The organism is Collinsella sp. AM20-15AC, assembly GCF_003471405.1.
Lineage (GTDB): Bacteria > Actinomycetota > Coriobacteriia > Coriobacteriales > Coriobacteriaceae > Collinsella.
The window spans coordinates 1-1,094 of record NZ_QRJA01000067.1; the positions used below are offsets into that span (position 1 = coordinate 1).

Sequence of the window (1,094 nt, forward strand, 5' to 3'; positions counted from 1 at the left end):
CTCCGGGAAGTTCGCGAAGCCCACTTCCCGGAGCAAGGCAACCCCGCCGGGCAAGGCCCCAGCGCGAGACCGTCCCGAATGCCTACCCACACAGCGTGGCTACGAGTGGGATAGTCAGAATGGAGCAGATGATCGACAAAAACGTGCACTGCATCATGGGGCGTGCATCCTTACCGTATTGAAGGCAGTACAGCGTACCGTTGCTGCCCACCGGCATTGCCATATCGAGCACAAGCGTCGCAATAAACATGGGCGTCATGCCGGGCCACAAGCGCGCGACGGCAAGACATGCCACCGGCACGACAACCAGGCGAAATGCCACGGCAACATAGGCACGCCAGTTGGTGAGCATCTCGAGCGGACGGTACTTGGCGATAGACGATCCCATGAGCAACAATGCCGCTGGAGTGGTCATGGTGCCAACGATGGAAATCGAGTCGCCCAACACGCCCCAATCGGTCCATCCGGTTAGCACGATCCCAAGCACAACAGCACTTGCAATGAGACCAGGACTCTTGCAGCAGGCGGCAATATTGCGCATCTGCTTTTTAAGGCCGCCATCCATTCCGCTAAATAACATGGCACCGACGGTAAACATAAGAAGGTTTAGGGGGATAAGCGCAATCGATGCATACAACAGCGCTTGTTTTCCCAACACCGCCGAAATAACCGGAAAACCGATAAACCCGGCATTACCGAAAAGCACGGCGAAGCGATACGAGCATTCTGTCCCTTTGGGAACGCGAAGAGCAGCGGTGACAGCAAACGCGATAACGGTCGCCACCACATACATCACAAAGGACAGACCCATGAGCGAAAACGTCTCGGCAATGCTCGGAAGCTTCACATCATCGCCCAGCGCTGACGAAAGCACCAAGCACGGTAGCGCCACCTGCAACAGCAGATGCGACAGCTCGCGCTCGAACTCCGCTTTCATAAACCCCAGCTTGGCGATACACCACCCCAACAAAATAGGCAGCGAAACCGTCAACATCTGAAGCGCCACACTCGTAAAGCTCATGCTTCCCCCTTATCTATTCCACGAGGGCCGGGGCGCCTGCTTTGTTTTGAGAAGTGGGCTTCGCGAACTTCTC

General features: G+C 56.3%; 1 protein-coding gene. It reads right to left on the reverse strand.

Annotation, left to right across the window (positions count from 1 at the left end; translation table 11 throughout):
* Positions 1-82: 82 nt before the first annotated feature.
* Entirely contained in the window at positions 83-1,021 is a 939-nt protein-coding gene (locus DW233_RS10090) for an AEC family transporter (protein ID WP_118082033.1), read from the reverse strand.
* Positions 1,022-1,094: the final 73 nt, after the last annotated feature.

Coding starts and splice junctions, on each gene's coding strand:
- DW233_RS10090 (WP_118082033.1), bottom strand. CDS start 1,021: ATGAGCTTTACGAGTGTGGCGCTTCAGATGTTGACGGTTTCGCTGCCT.